Below are 22,321 nucleotides of genomic sequence, written 5' to 3' on the forward strand. Positions count from 1 at the left end.
ATGAACAAGAAGACCTACGGCGTTCTCGCCGGAGCCGCCTTCTCCCTCGTTCTCCTCGGTGCGGGCCCCGCCGACGCCGGCGAGCGCGGCAACGGCGGCGCTCCTCCCGGGCACACCAAACCGCAGCCACCGTCCAAAGCGGACTTCTCCGGGCACGGTGCCAACAAGCACGGCCCCTACGACTCCACCCGCGACGGTTCGCCGTCCGCCAACGGGAACGGCGGTGGGAAAGCCGCCGGGAAACCCTGTGCCGGTTGTGTCGGCAAGGCCGACGACAAGAACCCGCCCGGACAGCTGCCCGGCGGTTCCGACGCCAACGCGGGCTACGAATGCGACCGCAACCACGGCGTCGGACGCGGCAATCCCGCGCATACGGCCTGCACCCCGGCCCAGCCTCCGGGAGAGAAGCCGCCCGTCGTGACTCCCCCACTCGGGGGGCCACCTGCCCAGGTCGCACCGGCCGCGGTCGTCCCTGTGGCGGCCCAGGCCGCCGCCGTCGTGCCTCGTTCCGACACCGTGGGCGCGAGCCCCGCTTCGCTGGCCAAGACCGGTTTCGATCTCGAACCCGCACTGCTGGCCGGGCTGGGCCTGCTGACCGCGGGCGGTGCCGTGGTCCTCGCCGGAACCCGGCGGCGCAGGGACACGTGACTACTTTCGGCGGATGACTTCACGGCGTCCACCACGTTGAATTCCGTCTTCAGAAGCACTCAGCCGAGGAGGCCGTTCGTGAGGTTCACCCCCGCCGCCACCGTCGCGACGCTGGCCGCCGCCCTCTTGCTGGGCGGCGCCACCGCCGCGCCCGCGATCAACTCCTACAACGCCACCCCGGCACCCGAGCGCACCGAGGTCGGCGCCCTGGTCGCCACCTGGGACAACGACGGCGCCCCCGCCACGCCCGACCGGGTCGACTGGGTGTGCTCCGGCACCATGGTGGACGCCGACACGTTCCTCACCGCCGCGCACTGCACCACCGACTGGCCCGCCAACGTGCGGTTCTTCGTCTCACTCGATCAGGATGTGCAAGCGGGTCTCGACGCGGCAGCGAAGAAGTACCCCGGCGACCCGGCCGCGGTCGCCAAGGCCGTCGCCGTGGAGGGGGTCGCGCACAACGAGCCCGGCTACCCCGGCAACTCGGCCGACTCGCACGACATCGCCGTCGTCCAGTTGCCCGCGAAGCAGGTCGCCGCGCGTTGGGCCTTCAAGCCCGCCAAGCTGCCCAGCGCCGGACAGCTCGACGCGCTCGGCCCGCAGGCGCTGAACTCGACGCCGTTCGTGGTCGCCGGCTACGGCACGCAAGAAGCCGTGAACGGGCCGGGCGGGCACACGCATCCGGGTGGCGGGGTGCGAATGAAGGCACCGGTCACCTTCAACGCACTGAACAGCACGTGGGTGCGGCTCGCGATGACGGCGCCCCAGGGCAACGGCGGCGCCTGCTACGGCGACTCCGGCGGCCCGAACTTCGCCACCATCGGCGGCGAGCGCGTCCTGGTGTCGACCACCATCACCGGCGACGGGCCTTGTTACGCCACCAACGTCACCTACCGGCTGGACTCGCCGACGTCGCGTGACTTCCTCGCGCCGTTCGTCGCCCTGCCCTGATCGCGAGTGAAGGCCCCCTTGCCTCGGCTGAGCCGAGGGAAGGGGGCCTTCACGCGCGTTTGCTCAAGCCCGGTCGGGCTCTCCCGCCACGCGCTCGATCCGGGCGCCGAGGCGGTTCAGGTTCTCCACGAAATGCGGGTAACCGCGGTCGATGTGGAAGACGTCCCAGACCTCGGTGACGCCGTCCGCGCACAGCCCGGCCAGCACCAGCCCGGCACCGGCGCGGATGTCCGCGGCCCACACCGGAGCGCTCGAAAGCCTCTCCACACCACGGACGACGGCGTGGTGCCCGTCGGTGCGCGCGTCGCCGGAAAGCCGCATCATCTCTTCGATGAACCGGAACCGGGCCTCGTAGATGTTCTCCGTGATCATCGACGTGCCTTCGGAGACCGCCGACAACGCCACCGCGAACGGCTGCAGGTCGGTCGCGAAACCGGGGTACGGCAGCGTCACCCAGTCGACGGCCTTCGGGCGCTCGTTCTGGACGATGCGGAAACCCTTGCCCTCGAACGTCTCGACCTCGGCGCCCGCCAGGCGGAGCTTGTCGAGGACCAGGTCGAGGTAGTGCGGGTTGACGCCGCGGACGGTCAGGTCGCCCCTGGTCATCGCGGCGGCGAACGCCCAGGTCGCGCCGACGATCCGGTCGCCGATCACGCGGTGTTCGGTGGGGTGCAGCTTTTCGACGCCCTCGACGGTGAGCGTCGAGGTGCCCGCGCCTTCGACCTTCGCGCCCATCTCGATCAGCATCGTGCAGATGTCGACGATCTCGGGCTCGCGCGCGGCGTTGTCGATGACCGTGGTGCCCTCGGCGAGCACGGCGGCCATCAGGATGTTCTCGGTGGCGCCGACGCTCGGGAAGTCCAGCCAGATCTGCGCGCCGCGCAGCCCGTCGGCCTTCGCCACGACGCAGCCGTGCTCGATGGTGCTGGTGGCGCCCAGTTTGCGCAGGCCGTTCTGGTGCATGTCCAGCGGACGGGAACCGATCGCGTCTCCGCCCGGCAGCGCCACGACGGCCTGCTTGAGCCGTCCGACCAGGGGACCAAGGACGCAGACCGACGCGCGCAGCTTGCCCATCGCGGCCGAATCGGCCCGGTGCGACAGCTCGGCGGGGGTGGTGATCTTGGCCGTGTCGCCGTCGATGACGACGTCGCAGCCGACACTGCGCAGGACGTCGCCCATCAGGGGGACGTCCAGGATCTGGGGGCAGTTCGTGATGGTCGTCGTGCCCTCGGCCAATAGGGCCGCGGCCATCAGTTTCAGGACGCTGTTCTTGGCCCCGACCACGTCGACCTCGCCGACCAGCCGTGCTCCGCCGTGCACGTCGAAGTGCTCGCTCATGGGCGCCAATCATGCCCTCTCGCCCGGATTTGCCTTACGCCGGGCCGGTAGAGTCGGCTTCATGGTCGTTCGCATCAACCGCGTGTACACGAAGGTCGGCGACAACGGCACCACGGCACTCGGCGACGGCTCTCGCGTGCCGAAGACCTCGCCACGGCTGGGTGCGTACGCCGACGTCGACGAAGCCAACTCCGTCATCGGGCTCGCGCTCGCGATGGGCGGCCTCTCCGACGAAATCACGCAGGTGCTGCGTGCGGTGCAGAACGATCTCTTCGATGTCGGCGCGGATCTGTGCGCGCCGATCGTGGAGAACCCGCCGTACGAGCCGCTGCGCATCACCGAGCGGTACATCGAACGGCTCGAAGGCTGGTGCGACGAATTCAACGAGCGCGTGCCGAAGCTGACTTCGTTCATCCTGCCGGGTGGCACCCCGGGCGCGGCGTTCCTGCATCAGGCCCGCACGGTCGCACGACGGGCGGAGCGCTCCGGCTGGGCACTGTTCGAGGCCGAGCAGGCCACGACGAATCAGCTGGCGATCAAATACCTGAACCGGCTTTCCGACCTGCTGTTCATCCTGTCGCGACTGGCGAACCCGGACGGCGACATCCTGTGGCAGCCCGGCGGAGCGTCCTGACGACGCAATTCGGCACCTGGATGCGGTCGTTGCGTGAGCAACTACCGCAACCAGGTGCCGAATCGCGTGATGAGTAGGAGCTCAGCCCTGTTCTTGTGCTGCCCAATAACGCTCGAGGTCGACTTCGGGCGTTCCGTCCTTGCCCGGGTCGATCGCCTTCATCGTGATCGTGTCCTCCAGGGACACGGACTCGGGAAGGTGGCTCCAGCGGTTCGCGTCCTCGCTCTGAGTCATAGGCCGAGAATAGACGTGGATCACGTCGGAAACCCGGTAGAAATGCCGCTTCGTGATGATCCCATGTTTCCGCGGCCGCCTTCAGCGGCCTAAATGCCCCAGGAACCCCGAAGCGCGGCGAGGGCGTCATGGAAACCGGGGAAGGTCTTCTTCACGCAACCCGGGTCGTCCAGCGTGATCCCGGGCGTCCGCAGCCCCGTGACGCTGAACGCCATCGCGATCCGGTGATCCCGCCGGCACTTCATCAGAGTCCCCGTCGGCACACCCGGCTGGATCTCGATCCAGTCCCGTCCGGTCTCGACCGAGACGCCCATCGCGCGCAGGTTCTCCTCGCACGCCGCCAGCCGGTCGCATTCCTTGATCCGCGTGTTGTAGACGTCCTCGATCCGCACCGGCCCGTCCGCGAACGGCGCGATGGCCGCGAGCGTCGGCACGGTGTCGGAGATGTCGCGCATGTTCACCGTGACACCGCGCAGCCCGCCGGTCCCGGTCACGGTCACCGCGTCCGGGCCCACCTCGACGTCCGCGCCCATCTGCCGCAGGACGTCGACGAAGGCCAGATCGCCCTGCAGAGCGCCTTCGCCCAAGCCCGGCACGGTCACCGAGTTGCCGGTCAGCGCGGCGGCCGCGAAGAAGTAGCTGGACGTCGAGGCGTCCGGCTCGATCTCGTAGCGGCAAGCCCGGTACGGCGTGGGCGGCACGACGAACGTGTCGCCGTCCCGCACGACCTCGACGCCGAAGCGCCGCATCATGGCGATGGTGATCTCGACGTACGGCACCGAAACGAGGTCGGTCACGGTGATCCGCAACCCCTCGGCGGTCAGCGGCCCGACCAGTAGCAACGCGGTCAGGAACTGGGAGGACAGCCCCGCGTCCAGCGTCAGTTCCCCGCCCTTGATCCCAGCGGCCCGCACGACCAGCGGATGGTGTCCCGGGGAGCCTTCGAAGGTGAGGTCGACGCCCAGTTCCTGCAACGCGTCGGTCAGCGGCCCGAGCGGCCGGGCGCGCATCTGCTGGGAGGCGTCGAAGCGGAAGGTGCCGTGCCCGGCGGCGGCCAGTGCGGGCAGGAAGCGCGCGGTGGTGGCGCCGTCGCGGCAGAAGACGTCGGCGCTGTCGACGGCGGGGCCCTCGGGCCTGCCTTCGATCGTCCACTCCCCGTCAGTGCGGGAGACCTGGTAGCCGAGCTTGAGAAGGCCTTCGGCGAAGCCCTCGGAGTCATCCGAACGCAGCGGCCTGCTCAGCACGGTCGTCCCGTGGGCGGCGGCCGCGAGGAACAGGCCTCGGGCGGTGATCGACTTCGAACCGGGGATGTCGACGATGGTCACGGCGCGAGCATACGGCGTGCTCGAACGGGGAACTCACGTGATCAGAGGCGTGACTCACGTGATTGGGGGCGTAACTCAGGAAGCGCGCGGGAGGCGGCGGCCCGGCGGGGCCGATTCGAGCCAGGAGAGAAAACCGGTGAGGGCGCCGGGGCCCATCGCGATCTCGATCGCCTCCTGCGTGGCGGACTCACACCGCAGGACGATCGAGCCGTCGGGGACGGCGTACGCCTCCGTGCCGGAGGGGTCGCGACGGTCCGCGACCTCCATGCTCGCTCGTTGGAACACGCGGTCCGGGCCGGTCCGCAGGCTCCACACGCGGAACCAGACGAACTCGTCGCCCTCGTAGCGGCCCAGCCCCAGATGCCAGCTGGACCGCGCCTCGTCCGGACGCCACCGCAGCGCGACACTCACGCCGCCACCGCGGCGCATCCGGACCCACCGCAACGAATACCAGGCCGCGAGAACGGCCAGGATGGTCAGGGCCCCGAGAACACCCACGGCGATTTCCACGGCCCGGCCCCTGTCCTTCGCCCGGTCAGACTGACTGACCGGCCGCGCGGAGCTGGGCGGTCGCCCTAGCCCGCTCTTGCTCGTCGTCGCCGCTCAACGCCTTCTTGGCCGCATCGACGTCGATCTCGTGCGAAAGTTCCGCGCTTTCGGCGAGGACGCTCACGCCGGTCGCGGTGACCGACAGGAATCCGCCGTGCACCGCGGCGGTCACGGTCTCGCCGTCCGTGGTGGTCACCTTGACGACGCCACCCTCGACGAGCTGACCGAGGACAGGCTCGTGACCGGCCATGATGCCGATCTCGCCCTCGGTGGTCTGCGCCACCACGAACGTGGCGGTACCGGACCAGAGACGGCGCTCGACGGCTACCAGCTCGACAGAAATCTCAGCCACGTAGCTTCCCTTCACTTCAGGTGCTGGCACCGAGTGTAATAGTCAAACTTCCAACTATGCGAACGGCGGGACCAGCGTCCACAGTAGACACTGATCCCGCCGCTCATCGGAACATCACTTCTTGGTGATTTCCTTGTACTTCTTCTCGAGGTCTTCGAGGCCACCGATACCCAGGAACGCCTGCTCCGGGTAGTGGTCGAAGTCGCCCTTGGTGATGCGGTCGAAGGACTCGATGGTCTCCGACAGCGGCACGGTCGAGCCCGGGATCTGCGTGAACGCCTCGGCGACCAGCATGTTCTGCGAGAGGAACCGCTCGATGCGGCGCGCGCGCTGAACGGTGAGCTTGTCCTCTTCCGAGAGCTCGTCCATACCGAGGATCGCGATGATGTCCTGCAGTTCCTTGTACTTCTGCAGGATCCGGATGACCTCGGAGGCCACGCGGTAGTGGTCCTCACCGACGATGGCCGGGTCGAGAATGGTCGACGTCGACGCCAGCGGGTCCACCGCCGGGAAGATGCCCTTCTGGAACACGCCACGCGAGAGCTCCGTGGTGGCGTCCAGGTGGGCGAACGTCGCGGCCGGGGCCGGGTCGGTGTAGTCGTCCGCGGGGACGTAGATCGCCTGCATCGAGGTGATCGAACGACCACGGGTCGAGGTGATCCGCTCCTGGAGCTGACCCATCTCGTCGGCCAGCGTCGGCTGGTAACCCACGGCCGAAGGCATACGGCCCAGCAGGGTCGACACCTCGGAACCGGCCTGGGTGAACCGGAAGATGTTGTCGATGAAGAGCAGCACGTCCTGGTTCTGCACATCGCGGAAGTACTCCGCCATGGTCAGCGCGGACAGCGCGACGCGCATACGCGTGCCGGGCGGCTCGTCCATCTGGCCGAAGACGAGGGCGGTGTCGTTGATGACGCCGTCCTCGGACATCTCCAGGAAGAGGTCGTTGCCCTCACGGGTGCGCTCGCCGACACCGGCGAACACCGAGGTGCCACCGAAGTTCCGGGCGACACGGGTGATCATCTCCTTGATGAGCACCGTCTTGCCGACGCCGGCACCGCCGAACAGGCCGATCTTGCCACCCTCGACGTACGGGGTCAGCAGGTCGACGACCTTGAGGCCGGTCTCCAGCATCTTCGTCTTGCCTTCGAGCTGGTCGAAGGAAGGCGGGTTGCGGTGGATGCCCCAGCGCTCGAGGTCGTCGCCGTAGCCGGGCTCGTCGAGGCACTCGCCGAGCGCGTTGTAGACGTGGCCCTTGACCTTGTCGCCGACCGGCACCGTGATGGGGCCGCCGGTGTCGGTGACCTCGGCGCCACGGACGAGGCCGTCCTGCGGCTGGAGCGAAATGGTACGGACGAGGTTGTCACCGAGGTGGCTGGCGACCTCGAGCGTCACCGTCTTGCGGAGCTGCTCGAACTCGATTTCGACCTTGAGCGCGTTGAACTGGTCGGGAACGGAACCGCGCGGGAATTCGACGTCGACGACCGGGCCGGTCACCGAGACGATGCGCCCCTTGGCACGGGCTTCAGTACTGGTCATCAGTCATCACTTCCTGCTGCGGTGAGCGCGTTCGCGCCACCGACGATTTCAGAGATCTCCTGGGTGATCTGCGCCTGACGGGCCTGGTTCATCTCCCGCGTCAGCGTGCTCACCAGATCGTTCGCGTTGTCCGACGCGGCCTTCATCGCGGTCCGGCGGGCCGCGAGTTCGGACGCCGCCGACTCGAGCATCGCCGCGAAGATCCGCGTGTTGATGTACTTCGGCAGCAACGCGGAGAGCAGCTTTTCGGCACTGGGCTCGAACTCGTAGCTCGGGAGCAGGCTTTCCGGCTTCTCTTCGCCCTCGGTGTACTCGACCTCGAGCGGCGCGACGCGCTTGGCGGTCGGACGCTGGGTCAGCATCGAGACGAACTCGGTGTAGACGACGTGGATCTCGTCGACACCCAGGATGCCGTCGGCGTTACCCGCCTCGTCGTCGGCGCCGTTCAGGAACGACTCGACGATGAGCTCACCGGCCTCCGCGGCGTTGACGTAACCGGGCTGGTCGGAGAAGCCCGTCCAGCTTTCGGTCACCTCGCGGCCACGGAAGCGGTAGTAGCTCAGGCCCTTGTTGCCGGTCACGTACAGCACCGGCTCCTTGCCCTGCTCACGCAGCAGCGTGAGGAGCTCCTCGGTCGCCTTCAGCACGTTGGAGTTGTATCCACCGCACTGACCCTTGTCGCTGGTGATCACGAGGACCGCCGCACGCTTCGGGTCGGAACGCTCGACCAGCAGCGGGTGGTCGAGGTTGGCCGAGGCGCCGGCCAGGGCCGAGAGCACGTTCGTGATCTCGTCCGAGTAGGGCCGGGACGCCGCGACCTTCGCCCGCGCCTTGGTGATGCGCGCGGTGGCGATGAGCTCCATCGCCTTGGTGATCTTGCCGATGGACTTGGTCGCCTTGATACGCGACCGGAGTTCTCGGAGTTGTGCGGCCATGAGCTATCAGCTCACTTCTTCGGTGCGGGCTTGTTGACCTTGACGGTCTCCTGCCCGACCTTCTCGGCGGCCATCGCGTCGGAAACCTCGACGAGGCTCTTGCCCTCGGCGGTGGTGAACTCCTTCTTGAACTCGTTCACCGCGTCGACCAGCCCGGAAGCGGTCTCGTCGGAGAACTTGCCCGACTCGCGGATGTCCTTGAGGAGCTCGCCGTGCTTACGACGGGCGGAGTCGATGAACTCGTGGTTGAAGCGGCGCACGTCCTCGGTCGGGACCGAGTCGTAGTGCCCGTTCGTGCCCAGGTACACCGTGACGACCTGCTCCTCGACCGGGATCGGGGAGTACTGCGGCTGCTTGAGCACTTCGTACAGGCGGGCGCCACGCTCGAGCTGCGCCTTCGACGCGTCGTCGAGGTCCGAAGCGAAGGCCGCGAAGGCCTCCAGCTCGCGGTACTGCGACAGGTCGATACGGAGCGAACCCGAAACCGACTTCATCGCCTTGACCTGCGCGGCGCCACCCACGCGGGAAACCGAGATACCCACGTCGATGGCCGGGCGCTGACCGGCGTTGAACAGGTCCGACTGGAAGAAGCACTGACCGTCGGTGATCGAGATGACGTTGGTCGGGATGTACGCCGACACGTCGTTCGCCTTGGTCTCGATGATCGGGAGACCGGTCAGCGAGCCCGCGCCCAGCTCGTCCGAGAGCTTCGCGCAACGCTCGAGGAGACGGGAGTGCAAGTAGAAGACGTCGCCGGGGAAGGCTTCACGGCCCGGCGGGCGACGCAGCAGCAGCGAGATCGCGCGGTACGCGTCGGCCTGCTTGGTCAGGTCGTCGAACACGATGAGGACGTGCTTGCCCTCGTACATCCAGTGCTGGCCGATGGCCGAACCGGTGTACGGCGCGATCCACTTGAAGCCGGCGGAGTCCGACGCGGGGGCCGCGACGATGGTGGTGTACTCCATCGCGCCGGCGTCCTCGAGGGACTTCTTGACCGCGGCGATCGTGGAGCCCTTCTGGCCGACCGCGACGTAGATGCAGCGAACCTGCTTCTTCGGGTCGCCGGAGTCCCAGTTGGCCTTCTGGTTGATGATCGTGTCCACCGCGACGGCCGTCTTACCGGTCTTGCGGTCACCGATGATCAGCTGACGCTGGCCACGGCCGATCGGGGTCATCGCGTCGATCGCGGTGATACCGGTCTGCAGCGGCTCCGCCACCGGCTGGCGCTCGACCACCGAAGCGGCCTTGACCTCCAGCGGGCGACGGTCGGTGGTCTCGATCTCGCCGAGGCCGTCGATCGGGGCGCCCAGCGGGTTCACGACGCGGCCGAGGTAGCCCTCGCCGACCGGAACCGAAAGGACCTGTCCGGTCCGCTTGACTTCCTGGCCTTCGACGACCGTCTCGAAGTCACCGAGGATCGCGGCACCGATGGAGCGCGCGTCCAGGTTCAGCGCCACCCCGAGGACCCCGCCGGGGAACTCGAGCAGCTCGTTGGCCATGGCCGAGGGGAGGCCCTCTACGTGGGCGATACCGTCACCGGCGTCGACGACGACGCCGACTTCTTCCCGGCTCACGTCCGGGGCGTAACTCGAGACGTAGTTCTCGATCGCGCTACGGATCTCATCCGAGGAGATCGTCAGCTCCGCCATTTCAATCCCGCTCTCGCTTCGTTCGTGCCAGTGTGCAAAGTCGTTGTTGTGGGTCAGCTAGCCAGCCGGCGACGCAGGGCGTCGACGCGCCCCGCGGTGCTGCCGTCGATGACCTCGTCGCCGACGCGGACCACGAGTCCGCCGCCCAGTGACGGGTCGACCTCGACGTGCAGCGCGAGCTGCCGCCCGTACAGGGCGTTGAGCTTCTCGCTCAGCCGAGCGTGCTGCTCGTCGGACAGCGCGCTCGCGCTGGTCACCTGGGCGACCGAGCGCTGACGGCGTTCCGCGGCCAGCTGGACCAGCCGCTCGAGGGCGTTGGCGACCCCGCGACCCTTGGCGCGCAGGACGACCTGCTCGACGAGGGTCTTGGTGACCACGTCCACCTTGTCGGCGAACAGAGTGCGGACGAGGGTCCGCTTCGCCTCGGCGGGAGCGGTCAGGTCGGCAAGGGCCTGTTCGAGCTCCGGCGCACCCGCAACGATACGAGTGACCCGGAACAGCTGGTCTTCGACAGCGTCGATGTTCCCGGACTTCTCCGCACTGGTGAGCAGCGCCGAGCGGCCGAGGGCCTCGAGCCCGTCGGTCAGTTCGCGCGGGCTCGACCAGCGGCTGCCCGCCACGGAGTCGAGCACCTGCAGGGCCGGCTCGGAAACCTTGCCCGCGAGAATCCCGCGAGCGAGGCCGATCCGGGCTTCGGGCGTGGCCGAACCGTCGGCGACGGCCCGGCGCAGGCCGATCTCCCGGTCCAGCAGGGTGACGACCGAAAGCAGCTCGTCGCCGACCGTCGCCGGGTCGGTACCCGCGGCGGCCAACACCTCGCCGAGACGATTCTCGGCGAGGTCGAGCGCTTCACGGCTCGCAGCATGCAGCGTCATTCTGGTCTACTTTCCCGCTCCGAGACCGGCACCGTTGGTACCGGCGGTCTCCAATTCGGCCAGGAACCGGTCCACGGTGCCGTGGCGGCGCGCGTCGTCCGCGAGCGACTCGCCGACGATGCGGCTTGCCAGCTCCACGGAGTTACGGCCGAGTTCGGCGCGCAGTTCGGCGATGATCTGCGCCTTCTGGGCCTGCAGCTGAGCCTGACCCTGGGCGACGATGCGCTGGGACTCGGACTCCGCCTCGGCCCGCAGTTCCGCCTTGATCTGCTCGGCTTCGAGCCGGGCGTCGTCGCGGATCTTCGCGGCCTCGGAACGGGCTTCCGCCAGCTGCGCCTTGTACTGCGCAAGGTTCTCTTCGGCTTCGGCCTGCGCCTTCTCGGCTCGCTCGATGCCACCCTCGATCAGCTTGGTCCGCTCTTCGTAAGCCGTCTCGAAACGCGGGACGACGTACTTCTTCAGAACGAACAACAGCAGAAGGAAGGCGACGAAACCGAGGATGAGCTCGGGAATGTGCGGCACGATCGGGTTGGGCGCGTCTCCGGCGGCCAACACCAATTCGGTCTTCAGCACAACGTCTCCTTAAAGCGAGATGAGTCGGAAGAACTCAGGCGCCGGAGGCGAGGAAGTAGATGACGATACCGATCAGCGCCAGCACCTCGGTCAGCACGAAGGTGGAGAAGGCGATGCCCTGCAGCTTGCCCTGCGCCTCCGGCTGACGGGCGGTGCCGTTGATGACCGCGGCGAAGATCAGACCCACACCGATACCGGGGCCGATCGCGCCGAGGCCGTAGCCGATGGCGGCGAGACCCGGGTTGATGTTGGAAGCGGCCTCGGCAGCCTGCGCAAGAACGATGTTGCTCACGTGCGTTTCCCTTCAAACTCGGTCCGCGCGACTCACGCGGATCGGGGGCTTTTGGTGTTTCTCAGTGCTCCGACGCCAGCGCGGCGCCGATGTACCCTGCGGACAGCAGCGCGAAGATGTACGCCTGCAGGATCTGGATGAAGGCCTCCAGGAACGTCATCGCGATGGCGAAAAGGAATGCCACCGGCGACGCGACCTTCACGATGCCTTCGCCCTCGGTCAGCAGGAAACTCCCGCCGAGCGTGAAGACCATGATGATGAGGTGCCCGGCGAACATCGCCGCGAAAACTCGGATGGCCAGGGTGGCCGGTGCGATGAAGAACTTCTGCGCGAACTCGATGGTGGAGTACAGCGGCAGAACGAATCCGGGAATACCCGCCGGCGCCAGTTCCTTCTTCAGGTAACCCTTGAAGCCGTGGCGTTTGAACCCGACGTAGTGGTACACCGGGTAAACGACGAGGAACGAGAGAGCGACCGGGAAGCCGATTCGCGCCATGGTCGGGAACTGGAAGAACGGGATGATCCCGAACAGGTTGTTCACCAGCACGAAGCTGAAGAGGCCGAGCACGAGCGGGATGAAGGGCTTGAAGTCGGCAGAGCCGATCTGTTCCCGCGCGATGTTGTTGCGGCCGAAGTTGTAGATCGATTCGGCCATGAATTGTCCCTTACCAGGGACGACCTTCAGCCGGCGCGACGTCACCATGAAGTAGGTGACGATGATGATCAGGGAGATGACCACCAGCAACATCGGCTTGGTGAAGCTCAACCAAGGGCCGGAGCCGAACAACGGCGGTAGGTTGAAGTCTTTGACGCCAGGCGGCGTGAACTCCGCACCTTCGGCTAGTACCAGCGCGCCCACTGGGCTCCTTCCGGTTCTCCCGGCCGGCGTTCACTCCGCCGGGGGAATCGTCACGATCTGGACTTAACGTACCCGACACGTATCGGGCCGTCGGAGGCGGCCACCCCACGATGTGCTGAACACGGTTTCACGTTCCGCACACGAGGATTCTCGTTGCAGTGCTCCCGGGAGACGGACGCCTACCAGCGGGTAAGAGGGGACGATTCAACGCCGCCGCCACACTGCTGTTCGGGGTTCGTCATCAGGAGCCGGCAGCCGAGGCCGCCGCCCATACGCGGACCATATCAGCAGGTTCCGACAGGCCGTACAGGCGTACTACATTGCCCCCGATCGGCCGAGGACCTAGGTCCCGCCCCAGGTCAGGACCTCGGTCCCGGGGTCAGCGGGAAGCGGGGATGATCGTCGGGATCTTGGTCTTGCGGAAGGCCGCGAACTCCACGGCGGCGGACACCAGGATGGCCGCGATCATCGTGATGCCCAAGGACATCGGGTGCAGATCCGACCACCCGCGCAGCAGGGTGAGCGCCCCGAACAGGAGGAAGATCTTGAGCACGTAACCACCGAGAGCGATCACCATCACGAACATCGGGTCCATGCCCGCGCTGAAGCGCATCAGGCCCATCGTCGCGAGGGCGGACAGAATGGCGAGCACGCCGCCGATGGCCGCCCCGACGAGTCCCGGGAGTCCATTGAGGATGGTAAAGAGCACGATGCAGGCCAGCACGACCGGCGGTGTCGCGATCAGGGAGGCCCGCGTCATCGCGTTGGCCGCCTGCAGAACCACCTTGGCGTGGGGGTTCTCCTCCGCCTCGACGGTCTTCTCGGTCTCGCTCACAGAAAACTCCCTGGTCGTCTCAGCCCGCCAGTGTAGGCCCGCGCCGATACCGGCGTTCAGGCAGTCTGAGTTGTGCCGTTCAGGCGGTCCGGTTCCTCGACCGCAGCCTCGGCACGATCGACACCAGGGTCGCCAGCAGGAAACCGAAGCCGACGATCCAGAAAACCGCGACGCTGTCGAACAACGTCACCGAAACCGCGCCGAACGCGAGCAGGCCCGCCCACAAGTAGATGAGCAGTACCGCGCGACGCTGGGAATGGCCGATCTCCAGCAGGCGGTGGTGCAGGTGCATCTTGTCCGCGGCGAACGGGCTCTCGCCGCGCCGGGTGCGGCGGATGACCGCCATGATCAGGTCCAGCAACGGTACGAAAAGGACCGCGGCGACCACGACGAGCGGCGAGAGCAGCGCGAGCGCGTCCTTACCGCTGAACTGCGGATACGGCACGCGGCCCGACGCGGACGTCGTCGCGCCCGCCAGCATGAGGCCGATCATCATCGAACCCGAGTCGCCCATGAAGATCTTCGCGGGCTGGAAGTTGTACGGCAGGAAGCCGAGACAGGCCCCGGCGAGCGTGGCGGCGATGAGGGCGGGCGGGTACGCGCCGACGTCACCGCCCGAGGAATCGAGCAGGCCGAGCGAGAAGGAGCACGTCGCCGCGGCGGCGATGAAGCCGAGACCGCCGGCGAGCCCGTCGAGGCCGTCGACGAAGTTCATCGCGTTGACCATGACGACCACCAGCACGACGGTCAGCAACGCGCCCTGGTTCTTGTCCAGCACCAGCACCTGGCCGAAGGACTCGCCACCACCGCCCCACGGCACCCAGAACGACACCCACTGCACCCCGAAGATCACCAGGATCCCGGCGCACATGACCTGCCCGGCCAGTTTCGTCCAGGCGTCCAGCTCGAACCGGTCGTCGAGCGCGCCGATCAGGGAGATCACCCCGGCCGCGAGCAGGACGCCCAGCGAGTCGAAGGAGAAGTCGAAGCCGCGGCTCAGCGCGGGCAACTGGTGCGCGAGCCCCATCGCGGCGGCGACGCCGAGGAAGATGCCGATGCCGCCCATCCGCGGGATCGGGGTGACGTGGACGTCGCGGGCCCGCGGGTTGGCGATCGCGCCGATCCGGATCGCGACCCGTCGCACGACGCCGGTGAGCAGGAAGGTCACGGCCGCCGCGGTGAGGGCGACGAGGATGTACTCCCGGATCGGGAGACCTTGCGTAGGAGGCATGGTGCGTTACGCCGCCGAGGTCCAAGTCACTCGAACACGCTACCGCGCTGGGGGGATACGGCGGCCAACGGTCTAGGCGAGTGACTCCGCGGGCACTCCCAGTACTTCCGCGACGGCGGCGCGGCTGACCGCGCCCTCCCGCAGGATGACCGGGTCGTCGCCGGTGAGATCGACCATCGTGGACGGAACGGGCTCCCCGGTGGACCCGCCGTCGAGGTACACCGCGACGCTGTCGCCGAGCTGATCGACGGCCTCCTGCGCGGTGGAGGCCGGCGGCCGACCGGACACGTTGGCGCTGGAGACCGCCATCGGACCGACGTCACGCAGCAGTTCCAGCGCGACCGGGTGCAGCGGCATCCGCAGCATCACCGTCCCGCGTGACTGGCCGAGATCCCACTGCAGGCTCGGCGCGTGCGGCAGGACGATGGAGAGGTCGCCTGGCCAGAAGGCCTCGATGAGCGCGCGGGCCTGCGGCGGCGTGCCGAGCACGAGTCCGTCCACAGTGGACCAGGAGCCGACCAGGACGCCGACCGGCATGTCCGGGCCGCGGTTCTTCGCCCGCAGGAGGGACTGGACGGCGCCGCCGTCGAAGGCGTCCGCGCCGATGCCGTAGACCGTGTCGGTCGGGAGGACGACGAGGCGGCTGGAGCGCACCGCGCTCGCCGCCGCGGCGAGCCCGTCGGCCCGCGATTCACGCTTGCTGCAGTCGTACACCGCGCTCATGGCGCCTGAGCCTAGCGCTGTGCCGCTTCGTGGCTCGCCAAGGTGCCCCGTCTCGGCCGGGTGGTCGTGAACCGAACCGGCAGGCGTGACTGGATGGACGGCACGTGTGATCAGACGGACGACACGCGTGTCTGGAGGGACGACACCCGCACGCGGCCGGTCCGCCGTGTGTCGTCCGTCTGGACACGCGTGTCGTCCGTCCAGTCACGCGAAATCACCCGGATCGCCACTCGTGACCGGCCCAGCCCGTGCCATGAACGGTCCGTTCCTTGCAAATTTTGCCAGGAACGGACCGTTCATGGCGTCCGCCGCTCCCGTCAGAAGGCGAAAGCGGTGCAGAACGACGTCGCCGTCTTCGCCGGGTCCGCGATCGACGTCGCGGTCAGCTTGACGTGCGCGACGTGGTCACCGCCCGCGGCCCGTTTGGCGTGCGCCGTCGCCGAAGACCGCCCGCCGAACGGGACGGTGGACAGCTCGTTCGGCAGCCGCACCTCCCAGCCCTTCGCGCTGGTCGAGGCGCTCAAGCGGTAGGTATCGGTGTTGTACGGTGCCGCCGCGCCCTTCGCGTTGCCGGTGTTGAGAACCGGGAACGAGCAGCTCGCGAGCCCCTGCTTGGCGAACGCGGGGGCCGACGGCCACAGCGAAACACCCCTGGCCTGCGCACCCGCCCCGTCGAGCGAGGCCACCGTGACGACGTAGGACAGCACGCCCTTGCTGTCGCGCTCGACGTCCGAGACGAGGAACTTCAGCTTGTTCGCCTCGTCGGTGTACTCGTACTTACTCGCGGAACCGGTGCCCGCCTTGAACGCCGCGTCGTTGAGCTGTCGGTAGTCGCCGATGGGGATGGGGACCGCGGTGCCGTCGGGCTTCTTGTAGTCGGTCATGCCGATGTCGGCCGGATTCGCGTCGACGATCCATTCGAACGGCGCGTTGTCCTTGTTCTTCGTCTTCGCGATGATCACGCCGGAATCGGGGGCGAAGGAATCGCTGCCCATCCGGTCGACGACCTCGACGGTGTAATTGTCGTAGCCGCCACCGTCGCAGAACGGATCCTTCGAACGATCGCATTTCGGCGAGAGGTCCCCGCCGTTGAGCGCGATGTTGATACCGCTGTAGGCGCCCTTCCCCGGAAGGACCGAACGCGCCGTGATCCTGGCCGAGACCGGGCCGTTCGAGGCGAGCTGGTTCCGGTCGATCTTCAGTACGTCTTCGGGATCGATGATGTCCAGCTTCATCTTGGTGCGCATCATGTGATGCGAACCCATCGAGCCGCCCTGCGTCGCCGGGATCTGCCAGCGCGTGTGCGGTCCACCGGGACCGTTGAAGCTGCCGCGCGACATCATCTCCCACGGACCGGTGTAGGTCCGGGACGGTGGGGTGCCGAACGGGTTGTTGTAGTTGTCGCCGATGCCGAGAATGTGGCTCAATTCGTGCGCGTAAACCGCCTGACCCGAGCTTTCGGCCTGGGTCGAGGAACCGGTGACCGCGTTCGGCCAGATACTGGCGGCCGATTTCCACGACGTCCACGGGACATAGCGGGTGGACGCCGCGTTCGGCATTCCCTCGACACCGGGGCCGAATTCGGCGGGCACGTTCCCCGGCTCGCCGAACTTCATCACGCCGAATTCCTGCCAGGTCGCGCTCTCGTCCTGGCCGGCGGAAAGATAGAAGATGAAGTCGAACTGCTTGGAGACGTCACCCACGTCCGCCCGCCAGGCGGCGCCCGCGTCGGCGCGCAGGTCACGCTTGCAGTTCGCGCCGGGCGGACACGCGTCGGGCTGGAACTCCATGCCGTATTCGAAGGACTTGCCGGGCAGCCGGTACGGCCCGAACGCGGTCAGTTCGACGCCCATCCTGCCGCCCGAGTCCTCCATCCAGTACTCGTTGATGGTGTGGCCCTGGTTCAGCGCCTGCGGTTTGTTCAGAAAGTCCTGGTAGAACTTCGCGACGCCTGCGCGGGGGATGTCGCTGGCGGCGGGGCCGGGGTTGCCGAACACCGTCGAATGCGCCGGCTGCGTGACGGCGAACTCCTGGTCCGGGTAGTCCGCGAGCACCACGGCGCCCTTGAACGTCCGCTTTGTCGGCTTCAGCGAAGGATCGGCCCAGTTGGTGCCGGGCGGCTTGCGGTAGTCGTCCCACGTCATGTGGTCCTGGTTCTCCCAGGTCGACCCGTCGATCGGGGCGGGCCAGCCCTTCACGGGCACCGCGGCGGACGCGGGCTGGGCTACCAGACCCGGCAGTAGCGCGACGGTGGCGAGGACGGCGAGTGTTCTGAGTGGGGCTCGTCGGAGAGACGATCGCATCGGGGTACACCTCCCAGTCGGACCGCCGATGAGGCGGCCGAGACCGACGTTAGGAGGTGGGCTTTGCCCTGGGCACCGCCGGAAGTCGTGAGTCTCGCTAACTATCCGGCCGTCCCCCCGCAATTCGGCACCTGGTTGCGGTCGTTGCACGCGCAAGTACCGCAACCAGGTGCCGAATTGCGGGGGGGGCCTCAGGAGACGCGCAGGGCGGTGACGAAACGAGGTCGTCCGGCGAGGTCGAGGTGCCCTTGCACGTCGGTCAGCACCCGCCGCGCCCGCACCAGCGCCGGGACTGCGGAGCCGTGCGTGTCGTCGTGCTCGATCGCCATCCCGCCGGTGGGCCGCAGCAGCCGGGCGGCGGCCGCGATCGCGTGCCGGATCACCGCGAGCCCGCTTTCCTCCGCGAACACCGCCCGCGGCGGGTCGTGCTCGGCGACCTCGGCCGGCACCGGCGTGCCTTCCGGCACATACGGGGGGTTGCACAGGACCAGGTCGACGAGACCGTCGAGTTCGGCGAACATCGTGCTGTCCGCGACGTCGCCGGAATACAGCCGGATGGGCGTGTCCCCCGCGTCGGCGTGGACGTCGGCGTTGTGCCGGGCCCACGCGAGCGCCTGCGCGTCGATGTCGACGGCGTAGACGACGGCGTCCGGCCGTGCGTGCTGCACGGCCAGCGCCAGCGCGCCGGAGCCGGTGCACAGATCGACCACCACCGGGTACTCGCGCCCGTGCAGCAGTTTGAGGCCCCATTCCAGGAGCAGTTCGGTCTCCGGGCGCGGGACGAACACCCCGGCGCCGACGTTGACCGTGATGTGGCCGAGCGCGGCCCAGCCGGTGAGGTACTGCAGCGGGATCCGTTTGGCCCGCTGGTTCACGAGCTGACCGATCGCGTCGATGACCGGCGGGTCCACCAGCGGCACCATCGGCAGACGCCCGCGGTCGACGCCGAGGACATGGGAGGCGATCAGCTCCGCGTCCGAGCGCGGTGACGCCACACCGGCCTCGGTGAGGATGCGGGTCGCTTCCATGATGGCGAGGCGCAACGGCTGCCGGTTCACTGGTGTTCCTTCACAGAGTCAAGCCTGACACACGAGGCACGCGTGCCGGGGTCGATACACGCGGGCTCAGGGTATCGATTGCTTTCAGCGCACCCGCCACGAGAGCGACGACAACGTCAGCGCCGCTTCGGCCACACGACGCGCGAGGTCGGTCTGAAGGCTCTTCGTCGCCGAAGCGATCCACTCGTCGACGTTCCGAACCCCGACATCGCGGTACTCGACGGCCTGAAGCAGCATTTCGAGCTTGTCCGCGTCGCGTGCGTACAGCGCTTCGGGACTTTCTGCGGCTTCGTACTCGTCGACGGCGTCGCGTACTGAGTCACGCGCGACGCCGGGGAGCGCAGACGTCTGCGCGGCGGTGATCGCCCGCGGATCCGGCTTCTCGACGAAACCTTTGATCGTGTGCGGAAGATCGCCGGTCCGCGTCTCCTGCGTGTCGTGCCAGAGCGCGAGATACGCCGCCCGGGCCGGATCGGCGCCGCCCTCGGCCGCCAGGAGTCCGGCCAGCTGCGCGACCCGGGTGGTGTGCTCGGCCACCGATTCGGGATCGCGGACCCCGGCCTGCCACCATCCGGCCCGCCGGATCCGCTTGAGCACACCCAGTTCGAACCCGAATCTGGCCAGGGCTTCCACAGTTCTCCTACACGTCGGCGGTGAGATATCCGGCCAGTGTCCCGCGCCGCTGCCGGAGCGTGTCGATGCGGTCGTCCATTTCGGCCAGTTCGCGCCGGATCTCCGCGACCACCGTCGGGCACATGTCCAGTTCCGGCACTTCACCGTTCGCGCACGGCAGCATCTTCGCGATGACCTGCGTGGTCAGCCCGGCGGCGAGGAGCGCGCGGATCTGCCGCACCGTGGTGACCGCGTCGTCGTCGAACGTGCGGTAGCCGTTGAAGTCGCGTCGCGAGGCCAGCAGCCCCTGCTCCTCGTAATAGCGCAGGAGCCGGTGGCTCACGCCGGTCCGCCGGGAAAGCTCGCCGATCAGCATGTGACCCCCGTCATCCGTGGTTGACCCTCACATCGATGTCAGTATCTAACGTCGCCGGCATGACGAATCATTTCGCGTACGTCGTCCGCGGTTCCGGCCCCGGTCTGCTGCTCGCCCACGGCGGTGGCGGCAGCGTCGAGGGCAACTTCGGCGGCATCATCGACGACCTCGCCCGCACCCACACCGTCGTCGGTCCCGACTACCCCGGCTCGGGGGCCACACCGCGCAGCACCGAACCGCTGGACCTCGACGCCGTCGCGGACGAACTGGTCTCCATCGCCGTCGACGCCGGTCTCGACCGCTTCGCGATCCTCGGCTACTCCCTCGGCACCGGCGTCGCCGTCCGTGCCGCGACCCGGCACCCCGATCGGGTCACCGGTCTCATCCTGACCGCCGGATTCACGAAACCGGACAACCGGCTCCTGCTGGCCGTCGACATCTGGCGCGAACTGCTGGACGGCGACCGGAAGCTGCTGGCGAAGTTCCTCACCTTCGCCGCCACCGGCGAGAAGCACCTGAACGCGCTGTCGCCGTCGGAGCTCGAAGCCGCCATCGAGGGACTCGCCGGCTTCATCCCGGAAGGCAGCCCCGAGCACGTCGGCCTGGTCGCCGGCGTCGACACCCGGGCCGAACTCGCCGGGATCCCGGTCCCCACCCTCGTTATCGCCACGACACTCGACGGCCTGGCCCCGCCCGCCCACTCCCGCGAACTCGCGGCCGGGATCCCCGGCGCCGAACTGGTCGAGATCGAGGCCGGGCACGGGATCGGCGTGGAAGCCCGCGACGAATGGCTCGGCGTGATCCAGAAGTTCCTCTCCGCGGGTTCTAGCGAGGGTACGAGCTGATCACCCTGCGGAATCTTCTAAGGTGACGCGGGTGAAGATCCGGGAAATCCGACTGACCCTTGGCGTGTTCTTCGCGGCGCTCGGGGTGCTGCTCGTCCGTTTCCTGGTACCGCGTCCGATCGGCATGGCGGACAACGGCGACGGCTGGCGCATCCTGTGCCAGCTCGGCGCCCGCGAGCTCGACAGGCCTTCGGAATACTTCGTCCGCTTCTCCTACGGCTCCGCCCCGGCCTGCAACAGCGAGTACATCTCCAGCCAGAGCTGGATCGACAAGATCGCCAGCGAAATCGGGCAGCTGCTCGGCTCGTCCGCGATCCTGAACCTCCTGGTACTGGGCGTGCTGGGCTGCCTGCTGGTCGCGGGCGGGATCGCCGCGATCGTCGTCGGCCTGCGCCTCTCGGTCCGGAACAGCGTCATCGCCACGGCCGCGCTGCTGCTGGTCGCCGCGGACTCGGCCTTCTTCGGGTACTTCGCCTCGGTGCTGAGCGAGGGCGCCGCCTTCGTCGGGATGCTCCTGCTCGCCGGCGGGCTGCTGCTCATGCACCGCACCGGACCGTGGCGCTACACCGGCGCCGCGGTCACCGTGCTCGGCGCGATGATCGGCATCAACGCGAAGTCGCAGACGCTGCTGCTGATCCCGCTGTTCGCGCTCGCGCTGCTGTTCGTCCGCCCGTCGGGCACCCGCGGCCTCGCCAGGTGGGCCCTGCCGTTGGCCGTGCTCGCCGTCGTCGGCACGGGGACCGCGCTGGTGCAGGGTGCGGGCGACTCGGCCAACGCGGAATACCGCGAAGCCAACATGTACCACGTCGTGTTCAACGGGATCGTGGACGGAAAGCACGACACCACCGCCGACCTCGCCGCACTGGGCCTCCCGCCCGAGTTCGCGAAGTACATCGGCACGGGCTGGTGGAGCGCGAACGCAGCCTGGCGCGACCCCGACTACGCCCAGTACCGCGACAAGATCAGCCGCCGCAACGTCGCCAAGTACTACCTCGATCACCCGGGGCGCGTGGTCCAGATGCTGCACCGGTCCGCGCAGGAGACGTTGACCGCGCGGGTGCCGAACCTCGGCAGCTTCGGCGAACACGCCGGGCAGCCGCCGCTGGCCAAGGAGTACCGCGTCCCGGTGCTGTCCGGGATCACCGGCTGGCTCGCCCCGCTGGGACTGTTCGCCCTCCTGCCGATCTGGCTGCTCATCGGCTGGGCGGGGCTCCGCGCCTTCCGCAACCGCACCGGACGCCGCGACGTCGGCATCGTCGTGCTCATGTTCCTGCTCTTCGCGATGGGCCAGATCCTGGTCTCCGGCCTCGCGGAAGGCATCGAGAACGTCAAGCACCAGCAGCTGACGATCTACCCGACCCTGCTCGCCGCCGCCTTCGCCGCGCTCTCGTTCCTGCCGCGGCGCAAGGAAGAGGCGCCGGTCGTCGAGGAACGCGAACCGGAGAAGGCGTCCATCTCCGGCTGACCTTCAGCCGCAGGTTTGCGCTTTCTCGGGGTTCCGGTCGTAGCGCAGTCCGCTTCGGGTAAGTCTTATTCAAGTAGGTAGTCACCCGTACCCGTATCATGGGGAAGCCTGTCACTTGAC

General features: G+C 68.0%; 24 protein-coding genes. 5 read left to right on the plus strand and 19 right to left on the minus strand.

Going from position 1 to position 22,321, the window contains the following annotated elements; translation table 11 throughout:
* On the plus strand, positions 1 to 648 hold the full coding sequence (locus DL991_RS16100; RefSeq protein ID WP_233598866.1) for a hypothetical protein: 648 nt from the start codon (positions 1 to 3) through the stop codon (positions 646 to 648).
* A 78-nt stretch (positions 649 to 726) separates the two neighbouring features.
* Positions 727 to 1,599, plus strand: coding sequence for a trypsin-like serine protease (locus DL991_RS16105; RefSeq protein ID WP_125785124.1), 873 nt, complete (start codon positions 727 to 729; stop codon positions 1,597 to 1,599).
* Positions 1,600 to 1,662: 63 nt separating this feature from the next.
* On the opposite strand, the gene murA is transcribed toward DL991_RS16105, so the two are convergent.
* Positions 1,663 to 2,937, minus strand: a complete 1,275-nt coding sequence (gene murA / locus DL991_RS16110; RefSeq protein ID WP_125785125.1) for a UDP-N-acetylglucosamine 1-carboxyvinyltransferase — start codon at positions 2,935 to 2,937, stop codon at positions 1,663 to 1,665.
* 61 nt (positions 2,938 to 2,998) lie between these two features.
* Between murA and DL991_RS16115 the strand changes: the two genes are divergently transcribed.
* Positions 2,999 to 3,571, plus strand: a complete 573-nt coding sequence (locus DL991_RS16115; protein ID WP_125785126.1) for a cob(I)yrinic acid a,c-diamide adenosyltransferase — start codon at positions 2,999 to 3,001, stop codon at positions 3,569 to 3,571.
* 81 nt (positions 3,572 to 3,652) lie between these two features.
* Here DL991_RS16115 and DL991_RS16120 read toward each other — a convergent pair whose 3' ends face one another.
* From DL991_RS16120 to DL991_RS16205, 18 genes are all read right to left on the minus strand, one after another.
* Positions 3,653 to 3,805 (minus strand): hypothetical protein, encoded by a 153-nt coding sequence (locus DL991_RS16120; RefSeq protein ID WP_233598867.1) that lies wholly within the window; start codon positions 3,803 to 3,805, stop codon positions 3,653 to 3,655.
* 89 nt (positions 3,806 to 3,894) lie between these two features.
* The gene (aroA, locus tag DL991_RS16125) at positions 3,895 to 5,130 is read right to left on the minus strand and encodes a 3-phosphoshikimate 1-carboxyvinyltransferase (RefSeq protein WP_125785128.1); all 1,236 of its coding nucleotides are present in this window, start codon (positions 5,128 to 5,130) and stop codon (positions 3,895 to 3,897) included.
* A 75-nt stretch (positions 5,131 to 5,205) separates the two neighbouring features.
* Positions 5,206 to 5,640: a DUF2550 domain-containing protein gene (locus DL991_RS16130; protein WP_125785129.1), complete on the minus strand. Its 435-nt coding sequence runs from the start codon at positions 5,638 to 5,640 to the stop codon at positions 5,206 to 5,208.
* A gap of 25 nt (positions 5,641 to 5,665) precedes the next feature.
* Positions 5,666 to 6,031, minus strand: coding sequence for a F0F1 ATP synthase subunit epsilon (locus DL991_RS16135; RefSeq protein ID WP_125785130.1), 366 nt, complete (start codon positions 6,029 to 6,031; stop codon positions 5,666 to 5,668).
* A gap of 114 nt (positions 6,032 to 6,145) precedes the next feature.
* Positions 6,146 to 7,570, minus strand: a complete 1,425-nt coding sequence (gene atpD, locus DL991_RS16140) for a F0F1 ATP synthase subunit beta (protein ID WP_125785131.1) — start codon at positions 7,568 to 7,570, stop codon at positions 6,146 to 6,148.
* Positions 7,570 to 8,505, minus strand: a complete 936-nt coding sequence (locus tag DL991_RS16145; RefSeq protein WP_125785132.1) for a F0F1 ATP synthase subunit gamma — start codon at positions 8,503 to 8,505, stop codon at positions 7,570 to 7,572. Before DL991_RS16145 ends, atpD begins: the two co-directional genes overlap by 1 nt.
* A gap of 11 nt (positions 8,506 to 8,516) precedes the next feature.
* On the minus strand, positions 8,517 to 10,154 hold the full coding sequence (gene atpA / locus DL991_RS16150) for a F0F1 ATP synthase subunit alpha (protein WP_125785133.1): 1,638 nt from the start codon (positions 10,152 to 10,154) through the stop codon (positions 8,517 to 8,519).
* Between the two features lie 53 nt (positions 10,155 to 10,207).
* Positions 10,208 to 11,029 carry a F0F1 ATP synthase subunit delta gene (locus DL991_RS16155; RefSeq protein WP_125785134.1) on the minus strand — a complete coding sequence of 274 codons (822 nt, stop codon included), beginning with the start codon at positions 11,027 to 11,029 and terminating at the stop codon, positions 10,208 to 10,210.
* Between the two features lie 6 nt (positions 11,030 to 11,035).
* A complete protein-coding gene (locus tag DL991_RS16160) occupies positions 11,036 to 11,602 on the minus strand; it encodes a F0F1 ATP synthase subunit B (protein ID WP_125785135.1) in 567 nt (188 codons plus the stop codon).
* Positions 11,603 to 11,636: 34 nt separating this feature from the next.
* Positions 11,637 to 11,894, minus strand: coding sequence for an ATP F0F1 synthase subunit C (locus DL991_RS16165; RefSeq protein WP_125785136.1), 258 nt, complete (start codon positions 11,892 to 11,894; stop codon positions 11,637 to 11,639).
* A 61-nt stretch (positions 11,895 to 11,955) separates the two neighbouring features.
* On the minus strand, positions 11,956 to 12,753 hold the full coding sequence (atpB, locus tag DL991_RS16170; protein ID WP_125785137.1) for a F0F1 ATP synthase subunit A: 798 nt from the start codon (positions 12,751 to 12,753) through the stop codon (positions 11,956 to 11,958).
* A 379-nt stretch (positions 12,754 to 13,132) separates the two neighbouring features.
* The gene (locus DL991_RS16175) at positions 13,133 to 13,588 is read right to left on the minus strand and encodes a hypothetical protein (RefSeq protein WP_125785138.1); all 456 of its coding nucleotides are present in this window, start codon (positions 13,586 to 13,588) and stop codon (positions 13,133 to 13,135) included.
* A 79-nt stretch (positions 13,589 to 13,667) separates the two neighbouring features.
* Positions 13,668 to 14,819: a glycosyltransferase family 4 protein gene (locus DL991_RS16180; RefSeq protein ID WP_038508920.1), complete on the minus strand. Its 1,152-nt coding sequence runs from the start codon at positions 14,817 to 14,819 to the stop codon at positions 13,668 to 13,670.
* 72 nt (positions 14,820 to 14,891) lie between these two features.
* On the minus strand, positions 14,892 to 15,542 hold the full coding sequence (locus DL991_RS16185; protein ID WP_125785139.1) for an L-threonylcarbamoyladenylate synthase: 651 nt from the start codon (positions 15,540 to 15,542) through the stop codon (positions 14,892 to 14,894).
* A 317-nt stretch (positions 15,543 to 15,859) separates the two neighbouring features.
* The gene (locus DL991_RS16190) at positions 15,860 to 17,845 is read right to left on the minus strand and encodes a M6 family metalloprotease domain-containing protein (RefSeq protein ID WP_125785140.1); all 1,986 of its coding nucleotides are present in this window, start codon (positions 17,843 to 17,845) and stop codon (positions 15,860 to 15,862) included.
* Between the two features lie 191 nt (positions 17,846 to 18,036).
* On the minus strand, positions 18,037 to 18,903 hold the full coding sequence (gene prmC / locus DL991_RS16195; RefSeq protein WP_125785141.1) for a peptide chain release factor N(5)-glutamine methyltransferase: 867 nt from the start codon (positions 18,901 to 18,903) through the stop codon (positions 18,037 to 18,039).
* Positions 18,904 to 18,987: 84 nt separating this feature from the next.
* Positions 18,988 to 19,536, minus strand: a complete 549-nt coding sequence (locus DL991_RS16200; RefSeq protein WP_125785142.1) for an HD family hydrolase — start codon at positions 19,534 to 19,536, stop codon at positions 18,988 to 18,990.
* 7 nt (positions 19,537 to 19,543) lie between these two features.
* A complete protein-coding gene (locus DL991_RS16205; RefSeq protein ID WP_125785143.1) occupies positions 19,544 to 19,891 on the minus strand; it encodes a MerR family transcriptional regulator in 348 nt (115 codons plus the stop codon).
* Between the two features lie 59 nt (positions 19,892 to 19,950).
* Here DL991_RS16205 and DL991_RS16210 point away from each other — a divergent pair, with 59 nt between their 5' ends.
* Both DL991_RS16210 and DL991_RS16215 read left to right on the plus strand, forming a co-directional pair.
* The gene (locus tag DL991_RS16210) at positions 19,951 to 20,736 is read left to right on the plus strand and encodes an alpha/beta fold hydrolase (protein ID WP_125785144.1); all 786 of its coding nucleotides are present in this window, start codon (positions 19,951 to 19,953) and stop codon (positions 20,734 to 20,736) included.
* 31 nt (positions 20,737 to 20,767) lie between these two features.
* A complete protein-coding gene (locus DL991_RS16215; RefSeq protein WP_125785145.1) occupies positions 20,768 to 22,201 on the plus strand; it encodes a hypothetical protein in 1,434 nt (477 codons plus the stop codon).
* The last annotated feature ends 120 nt before the right edge of the window (positions 22,202 to 22,321 follow it).

Origin of the sequence: Amycolatopsis sp. WAC 01375 (genome assembly GCF_003947325.1) — a bacterium.
GTDB lineage: Bacteria > Actinomycetota > Actinomycetes > Mycobacteriales > Pseudonocardiaceae > Amycolatopsis.

Bases quoted from the DNA above. Each gene is read 5' to 3' on its own strand.
- DL991_RS16100 (WP_233598866.1), top strand. From the start codon at position 1: ATGAACAAGAAGACCTACGGCGTTCTCGCCGGAGCCGCCTTCTCCCTC.
- murA (WP_125785125.1), bottom strand. From the start codon at position 2,937: ATGAGCGAGCACTTCGACGTGCACGGCGGAGCACGGCTGGTCGGCGAG.
- DL991_RS16115 (WP_125785126.1), top strand. From the start codon at position 2,999: ATGGTCGTTCGCATCAACCGCGTGTACACGAAGGTCGGCGACAACGGC.
- DL991_RS16120 (WP_233598867.1), bottom strand. From the start codon at position 3,805: ATGACTCAGAGCGAGGACGCGAACCGCTGGAGCCACCTTCCCGAGTCC.
- atpD (WP_125785131.1), bottom strand. From the start codon at position 7,570: ATGACCAGTACTGAAGCCCGTGCCAAGGGGCGCATCGTCTCGGTGACC.
- DL991_RS16145 (WP_125785132.1), bottom strand. From the start codon at position 8,505: ATGGCCGCACAACTCCGAGAACTCCGGTCGCGTATCAAGGCGACCAAG.
- atpA (WP_125785133.1), bottom strand. From the start codon at position 10,154: ATGGCGGAGCTGACGATCTCCTCGGATGAGATCCGTAGCGCGATCGAG.
- DL991_RS16155 (WP_125785134.1), bottom strand. From the start codon at position 11,029: ATGACGCTGCATGCTGCGAGCCGTGAAGCGCTCGACCTCGCCGAGAAT.
- DL991_RS16180 (WP_038508920.1), bottom strand. From the start codon at position 14,819: ATGCCTCCTACGCAAGGTCTCCCGATCCGGGAGTACATCCTCGTCGCC.
- DL991_RS16185 (WP_125785139.1), bottom strand. From the start codon at position 15,542: ATGAGCGCGGTGTACGACTGCAGCAAGCGTGAATCGCGGGCCGACGGG.
- DL991_RS16190 (WP_125785140.1), bottom strand. From the start codon at position 17,845: ATGCGATCGTCTCTCCGACGAGCCCCACTCAGAACACTCGCCGTCCTC.
- DL991_RS16205 (WP_125785143.1), bottom strand. From the start codon at position 19,891: ATGCTGATCGGCGAGCTTTCCCGGCGGACCGGCGTGAGCCACCGGCTC.
- DL991_RS16210 (WP_125785144.1), top strand. From the start codon at position 19,951: ATGACGAATCATTTCGCGTACGTCGTCCGCGGTTCCGGCCCCGGTCTG.